This is a genomic window from Paraburkholderia bengalensis (assembly GCF_037126505.1).
Taxonomy (GTDB): domain Bacteria; phylum Pseudomonadota; class Gammaproteobacteria; order Burkholderiales; family Burkholderiaceae; genus Paraburkholderia; species Paraburkholderia bengalensis.
In genome coordinates this window covers 1-6,843 of sequence record NZ_JACFYJ010000183.1, presented here as the reverse complement: position 1 = coordinate 6,843, position 6,843 = coordinate 1, and the positions used below count along the sequence as shown (strand labels likewise).

Genomic DNA, 6,843 nt, shown 5'->3' with positions numbered 1-6,843 from the left:
ACCGCGTTCGAGCGCCCCGTCACGCACGCGCTGCCCACCACCGACACCACGCCGCTCGGCTCGGCCCTCGCCGCGCCGGAACGCGCGCATCCCGGCCAATCGGGCTTTCGCGTGCTGTCGGACGGAGCGCAGGCGCTGCAGATGCGCATCGCGCTCGCGCGCTCGGCGACGAAAACGCTCGACATGCAGTACTACATCGCCGAGGAAGACACGACAGGCAAGCTGCTACTCGCCGCCGCGCTCTACGCCGCGGACCACGGCGTGCGCGTGCGGATGCTGGTCGACGACCTGAACTTCAAGGACATCGACCGTGTGATGGCTGCGCTGAACTCGCACGACAAGATCGAGATCCGCGTGTTCAACCCGTTCGGCAGCGAGCCGACCAGCTTCTACCAGCGCAGCGAGAACTTCTTCACGCAGATCGGCGCGTTCACGCGGCGCATGCACAACAAGGCGATGATCGCGGACAACCAGATTGCGATCGTCGGCGGACGCAATCTCGGCGACGAATATTTCAGCGCGAGCCCGACGCTGCAGTTTCGCGATATCGACGTGCTCGCCGCCGGCCCGCTCACGTCCGATATTTCGGCGAGCTTCGATGCGTACTGGAACGACAGCAACGCCTACCCGCTGCGCGCGCTGAACCAGCAGAAGTTCGATCCGCATGAACTCGACGTCATGCGCGACGAGTTGCGCGCGCACTGGCGCAAGAACGCGGACCCGTACAACGCGAAGCCGCTGAACGCGACGCCGCTGGCGGCGCAGATCGCCAGGGATGAACTGGGGCTCGTGTGGGCGAACGCGGAGTTCATGGTCGATTCGCCCGAAAAAATGAAGGTGCCCCCCGACCAGTACAAGAGCCCGCCGATGCAGCGCCTCATCGAACTGATGCACGACGCGCAGCGCGAATTCCTGATCACGTCGCCTTACTTCGTGCCGCACCAGGCGGGCGTCGACGCGCTCGGCGCGCTGGTGCAGCGCGGCGTCGCCGTCAAGGTGCTGACCAACTCCCTCGCCGCGACGGACGCCGTCGCCGTGCAGGCGGGCTACAGCCCGTATCGCGTGCCGCTGCTGCAAAAGGGCGTGCAGCTGTACGAGTTCAAGCCCACGCCCGGCGACCTGCCGCCGACGGGCGGCCTGTTCGGCTCGCGTTCGAAAGCGAGCCTGCATGCGAAAACCTACGTGATCGACCGCAGCACGCTCGTGATCGGCTCGATGAATCTCGATCCGCGCTCGGCACATCTGAACACGGAACTCGCGCTCGTGATCCACAGCCCGCCCCTCGCCGACGAGGTGGCGCAACTGTTCGACAAGGCGACGTCGCCGCAAGTCAGCTATCGCGTGACGCTCGCGACGCCGGCGCAGCTCGCCGTGCTGAGAAACTCCGCCACGCCGCAGGCAAAGCTCGTCTGGACCGACGAGGAAAACGGCCTGATCCGCCAATACAACCTCGATCCCGGCGCGGGCTTTTACCGCAACGCGCTGACGGGTCTATTCTTGTTGCTGCCTGTCGACGAACAGCTGTGAGGCGCGCTGCGCCACCGTATCCGGAAGTCCTCCGATCACCCAGTCAAGCGGAGCTACAACATGACCGAAGATGTACGCATGGAACGCGATACGTTCGGCGAAATCGCCGTCCCGAACGAGAAACTGTGGGGCGCGCAAACGCAGCGTTCGCTGCAGAACTTCAAGATCTCGACGGAAAAGCAGTCGCCTGAACTCATCACGGCGCTCGCGATCGTCAAGCGCGCCGCCGCCGAAGTGAACCTCGGCCTCGGCGTGCTCGATGCGACCAAGGCCAAGGCGATCATGGCCGCCGCCGACGAGATCATCGAAGGCAAGCATCCCGACGAGTTTCCGCTCGCCGTCTGGCAGACGGGTTCCGGCACGCAGACCAACATGAACCTGAACGAGGTGATCGCGAACCGCGCGAGCGAGCTGATGGGCGGCCAACGCGGCGAAGCGCGCCTCGTGCATCCGAACGACGACGTCAATCGCGGCCAGTCGTCGAACGACGTGTTTCCGACCGCGATGCACGTCGCGGCGGCCGTCGGCATCGTCAAGCATCTGCTGCCCGCGCTGAGGGCGCTGCGCGCTACGCTCGATAAAAAATCGAAAGACTTCGCCGACATCGTGAAGATCGGCCGCACGCACCTGCAGGACGCCACGCCGCTCACGCTCGGCCAGGAATTTTCCGGCTACGTCGCGCAGCTCGATCAGAACGCGAAGCACATCGAATCGTCGCTCCCGCATCTTTACCAGCTTGCGCAAGGCGGCACGGCCGTCGGCACGGGCCTGAACGCGCATCCGAAGTTCGCCGCCGAAGTGGCCGCCGCGATCGGCCGTCTGACGGGCCTGCCGTTCGAAACGGCGCCGAACAAGTTCGAAGTGATGGCAGCCGCCGACGCGCTGGTGTTCGCGCATGGCGCGCTGAAGACGCTCGCCGCGAGCATGATGAAGATCGCCAACGACATCCGCTGGCTGGCGAGCGGTCCGCGCTGCGGTCTGGGCGAACTGTCGATTCCCGAAAACGAGCCGGGCAGCTCGATCATGCCGGGCAAGGTCAACCCGACGCAATCGGAAGCCGTCACGATGCTGTGCTGCCAGGTGTTCGGCAACGACGTCGCCGTCAATGTGGGCGGCGCGGGCGGCAACTTCGAGCTGAACGTGTTCCGGCCGATGATCGCCCACAACGTGCTGCAGTCCGTCCGGCTGCTCGCCGACGGCATGCACAGCTTCAACGACAACTGCGCGGTCGGCATCGAGCCGAATCGCGAGCGCATCGATCAATTACTGAACGAATCGTTGATGCTGGTGACGGCGCTCAATCCGCACATCGGCTACGACAAGGCCGCGCAGATCGCCAAGAAGGCGCACAAGGAGCACACCACACTGAAGGCCGCGGCGCTGGCGCTCGGCTATGTGACGGAACAGCAGTTCGACGAATGGGTGCGGCCGCACGACATGGTCGGCAACCCGAAGAGCTAGGCCTTCGTGCAATACGCGAGGCGCAGCGCGCCTCGCGGACAATCGCGTCACACCTTGCCCTTCGCCACCTCGTCCGGCTTCAGGTCGACGATGGCGTCGAGCGCATCCTTCACGTCCATCGCGTACTTCGCCAGACGCTGCTGCTCTTCCGTCTGCGGCACGAACGACGGCACGGGCACGGGACTGCCGTTCTCGTTGACGGCCACCATCACGACGAGACAATCCGTGGTTTGCAGCAGCTCGCCGCCCTTCGGATCGCCCGCGTGTACGGACACGTGAATGTGCATGCTGGTGCGCCCCGTCGCGACGACGCGCGCGCGCAACTCGACCAGATTGCCGACGTGAATCGGCCGGCGAAAGCGGATGTTGCCGACGCTCACCGTCACGCAATAGCGGCCGGACCAGACGGCCGAACATGCGTACGCGGTCTCGTCGATCCATTTCATCAGCGCGCCGCCGTGCACCTTGCCGCCGAAGTTGACCGAGGTCGGCTCGGCGAGAAAGCGGAACGTGGTTTCCGAACGATCCAGTGGCGCAGCGATTGGCGTGCTCATCATGACTCCGGCGAAACAATCGAAAGGAGCCGATTATACGAGGGCATTAAGGCAGCCGCTGCGCTTGTCGCGGCTCGCGCGCGGGTCGCGCTGCCACAAGCGCGCGGCGACGGCGCGCACGCATCGCCGACGCCGTGCCCGCTTCAGCGCAGCGCCGACGCGAAGCGCTCGCGGTAATCGAGCGGCAGCACGCCGAAACCGCGCATGAAGGCGCGCCGCAAGTTCTGCTCGCTGCCAAAACCGCAATCGAGCGCGATCCGTTTCAATGGCCGGCGCGATTCTGCAAGCGCGCGCGATGCCGCCTCCAGCCGCATCGCCGACACGGTCTTGGCGGGCGTGCGCCCGACTTCGTCGACATAACGGCGCGCGAACGTGCGCGGGCTCATGCGCGCCTCTTCGGCGAGCCGCTCGACGGACAGGTCGCCGCTCAGGTTCGACGCCATCCAGCCGTGCAGTCCGTCGAAGGCGCCGCCCGCCGACGCCTGCGCAGCCAGCGCCGCGCTGAATTGCGACTGCCCGCCCGGCCGCTTGACGAACACGACCAGCCGCCGCGCAACTGCATCGCGACAGGATGGCCGAAATCCTCCTGGATCAGCGCGAGCGCGAGGTCGATGCCCGCGGTCACGCCCGCCGACGTCCAGATGGCGCGCTCGTCGCCATTTGCATCGGCGCCCGGCAGCGGCTCGCGGATGAAGATCGGCTCGGCGTCGACGGTGACGCGCGGAAAGCGCTCGGCGAGATGGCCGGCGTCGCGCCAGTGCGTCGTCGCGCGGCGGCCGTCTAGCACGCCCGCTTCGGCCAGGTAGAACGCGCCCGTGCACACCGAGCAGACTCGCCGCACCTGCGGCGTGCGCCGCGCGATCCAGTCGATCAGCGCCGGCTGCAGCGTGCGGCCGCCGTCGACGGGCACACCCGGCACGATCAGCGTATCGATCGGTTGGTCGTCGAGCGTATCCAGACACTGCGTGAGAACGGGCAAGCCGGGAAAGGTGTCGAGCGCGCCGCCGTCGATCGACGCGACCGTCGTCCGGTAAGCGACGGGCTCGCGGCTGTCCGGCGCGACGCGGCGCGCGTCGCGCAACGTCAGCTCGGCGCGGTGAAATGCCTCGAGCGGCCCGCATGCGTCGAGCAGCACGAGTTCGGGCGCGACCGCGAACACGATGTGCCGAACCTGCGGCCTCGGGCCGTCATGGTCCGGAAGACGGGTTTCGCCGGAAGTCGGGTTCATGGGTTTTCCTTGTTCGATGCAGGCACACACTCACATGCCCGACGCCGCGGCGGCCGGTCGGCGTGACCAGCCGAACGCGAGCGTCGCCAGAGCAGCAAGCGCGAGAAACGGAAAAATCGCCGCATTGACGGCCGTCCAGCCGAAGTGCGCGAGCATCTGCCCGGCGCACAGCGAGCCGAGCGCGGAGAACGCGAAGGTGGTGAATTCGCTCGTCGCTTGCGTCTTGGCGCGCTCCGATGCGCGATACGACTGCGCAAGCAGCGTCGTGCCGCCGACGAACATCAGGTTCCAGCCCACGCCCAGGCACGCGAGCGCCGCGTAGAAATGCGCGAGGTCCGTCGAGCGCAGCGCGAGGTCCGTCGAGCGCAGCGCGAGCACGCCGCACAGCGCGGACAGCACGATGCCCGCGCCGATCACGCGCAGCACGCCAAAGCGCGCGATCAGCCGCGCCGAGAAAAACGACGGCGCGAACATGCCGACGAGATGCCACTGGATGATCTGTGCGCCGTCGCCGATCGAATGTCCACAGGCGACAGCGGCGATCGGCGTCGCCGTCATCACGAACATCATCACCGCGTAGCCGAGCGCGTTGTTGGCGAGCGCGGCGATGAAGATCGGCTGCCGGACGATCGCTCGCCAAGGGCGCGCCGGTTCGGTTTGCGCGGCGGCGTCTGCGTGCGGCGCGGCATCGCGATACAACCCGGCGAGCAGCGCCATCGACAGCAGCCCGAGGCCCGTCACGAGCGCGTACGAACCGGCGAACGCGACGGGCGCGAGCCAGTCCTTGCTCCACGCGGCAAGCGCCGGGCCGAGCACGGCCGCGATCACGCCGCCCGTGAGCACCGTCGAAATCGCGCGGCTTTTCGCGTCCGCCGCGACGGCGTCGGCGGCGGCGAGACGGTAGTACTGCGCGAACGCCTGGAACACGCCGACGGTGGCCGTGCCCGCGCAGAACGCCCAGAAACTGTGATGGAAGATCGCGTACACGGAGATCGCGCCGCCCGCCGCGCCGATGCCCGCGCCGAGCAGAAAGCCCGCGCGCCGCCCGATGCGCGCCATCAGGAACGACGCGAACACGGTGGTCAGCGCGGCAGCCACGGTGATCAGCGAAAACGGCAGCGTGGCGAGCGACTTGTCGGCGGCGAGCGTGTAGCCGACAAGACCCGTCAGCGTCAGGTCGATCGATACGGACGACGTGTACAGCGCCTGACAGAGCGCGAGCACGCGCGCGGCGCGGCGGCCATCCGGGTCGGCTCGGTTACACGGAGCGCTGCTGACAGCGCAAGCGGAAGGCGACGGCATCGGCGGCCTCGGGGCGTGGTGACGATCCCGGTATCGTCACATCGTTTGCGTTGGCAGAGAGGTCAATGATGCATCAATTTCTGCCAGACGTGCCTGCCCGGTGTGCGCCAGCGAGGCACCGCGCCCGTTGCTTCAGTTGTGGACGGTGACGCCTTCGTCGAAGGTGCCGTACATCATGATGCTGCCCGAACCGGCCGACGATGAGCCCAAGCCGCCTTGCGCGCAAGCGCTGCAAAGGACGGCGGCAATGACCACGGCAAACAGGATTTTCATGACTGCTTTATGCGCTGGAAACGCGCTGGAAACGGTGAAAGGCGTTTTCGATTCTAGCCTGGCCGCTCTCGCCGGCGCAGTTTGCCACGGGCGTTCATGCTCGCCGTGCACGCGACGATTCACGCCAGCCTGAAACATCGATTGCGGATCACGCGTACAGTGAAGCGATCATGCACTTCGTCGACGAAGGGAGACCCGGATGGCCGTTCCGCTTGCGTTCGAACCGAACCACTTTCCCGGCCTGAGCCATATCGGCGCGCTGCTCGCCGATCCCGGCCGGGCCGCCATGCTGTGGGCGCTGATGGACGGCACGGCGCGTCCGGCGGGCGAGCTGACGCTGATTGCGGGGCTGTCGCCGTCGGCAGCGAGCGCGCACCTCGCGCGGCTCACCGACGGCGGGCTGCTCGCGCTCGAAGTGCGCGGCCGGCATCGTTATTTCCGCATTGCATCGGCGGAAATCGCCGCGACCATCGAGGCGCTCGCCAACGTCGCGCAGGG

The 6,843-nt window shown here is 67.0% G+C and carries 8 protein-coding genes; 3 read left to right on the top strand and 5 right to left on the bottom strand.

Going from position 1 to position 6,843, the window contains the following annotated elements:
- Both H3V53_RS41980 and fumC read left to right on the top strand, forming a co-directional pair.
- The coding region (locus H3V53_RS41980) for a phospholipase D family protein (protein WP_336602865.1) at positions 1-1,527 on the top strand (1,527 nt) is incomplete at its 5' end.
- A gap of 60 nt (positions 1,528-1,587) precedes the next feature.
- The gene (gene fumC, locus H3V53_RS41975) at positions 1,588-2,988 is read left to right on the top strand and encodes a class II fumarate hydratase (RefSeq protein ID WP_336602864.1); all 1,401 of its coding nucleotides are present in this window, start codon (positions 1,588-1,590) and stop codon (positions 2,986-2,988) included.
- Between the two features lie 47 nt (positions 2,989-3,035).
- Here the strand turns inward: fumC and H3V53_RS41970 are convergent, their stop codons facing one another.
- The 5 genes from H3V53_RS41970 to H3V53_RS41955 all read right to left on the bottom strand — a co-directional run bounded on the left by H3V53_RS41970 (position 3,036) and on the right by H3V53_RS41955 (position 6,483).
- Complete coding sequence (locus H3V53_RS41970) at positions 3,036-3,545, bottom strand: acyl-CoA thioesterase (RefSeq protein ID WP_336602863.1); 510 nt, start codon at positions 3,543-3,545, stop codon at positions 3,036-3,038.
- 140 nt (positions 3,546-3,685) lie between these two features.
- A complete protein-coding gene (locus tag H3V53_RS43925) occupies positions 3,686-3,985 on the bottom strand; it encodes a helix-turn-helix domain-containing protein (protein WP_419539748.1) in 300 nt (99 codons plus the stop codon).
- Complete coding sequence (locus H3V53_RS41965) at positions 3,970-4,770, bottom strand: AraC family transcriptional regulator (protein ID WP_419539747.1); 801 nt, start codon at positions 4,768-4,770, stop codon at positions 3,970-3,972. The genes H3V53_RS43925 and H3V53_RS41965 overlap by 16 nt, the downstream gene beginning before the upstream one ends.
- 30 nt (positions 4,771-4,800) lie before the next feature.
- Positions 4,801-6,072: an MFS transporter gene (locus tag H3V53_RS41960; RefSeq protein ID WP_336602862.1), complete on the bottom strand. Its 1,272-nt coding sequence runs from the start codon at positions 6,070-6,072 to the stop codon at positions 4,801-4,803.
- Between the two features lie 132 nt (positions 6,073-6,204).
- Complete coding sequence (locus H3V53_RS41955) at positions 6,205-6,483, bottom strand: hypothetical protein (RefSeq protein ID WP_336602866.1); 279 nt, start codon at positions 6,481-6,483, stop codon at positions 6,205-6,207.
- Between the two features lie 61 nt (positions 6,484-6,544).
- Between H3V53_RS41955 and H3V53_RS41950 the strand changes: the two genes are divergently transcribed.
- Positions 6,545-6,843, top strand: a 299-nt coding sequence (locus H3V53_RS41950) for an ArsR/SmtB family transcription factor (protein WP_336602861.1), incomplete at its 3' end; no start/stop codon positions are given.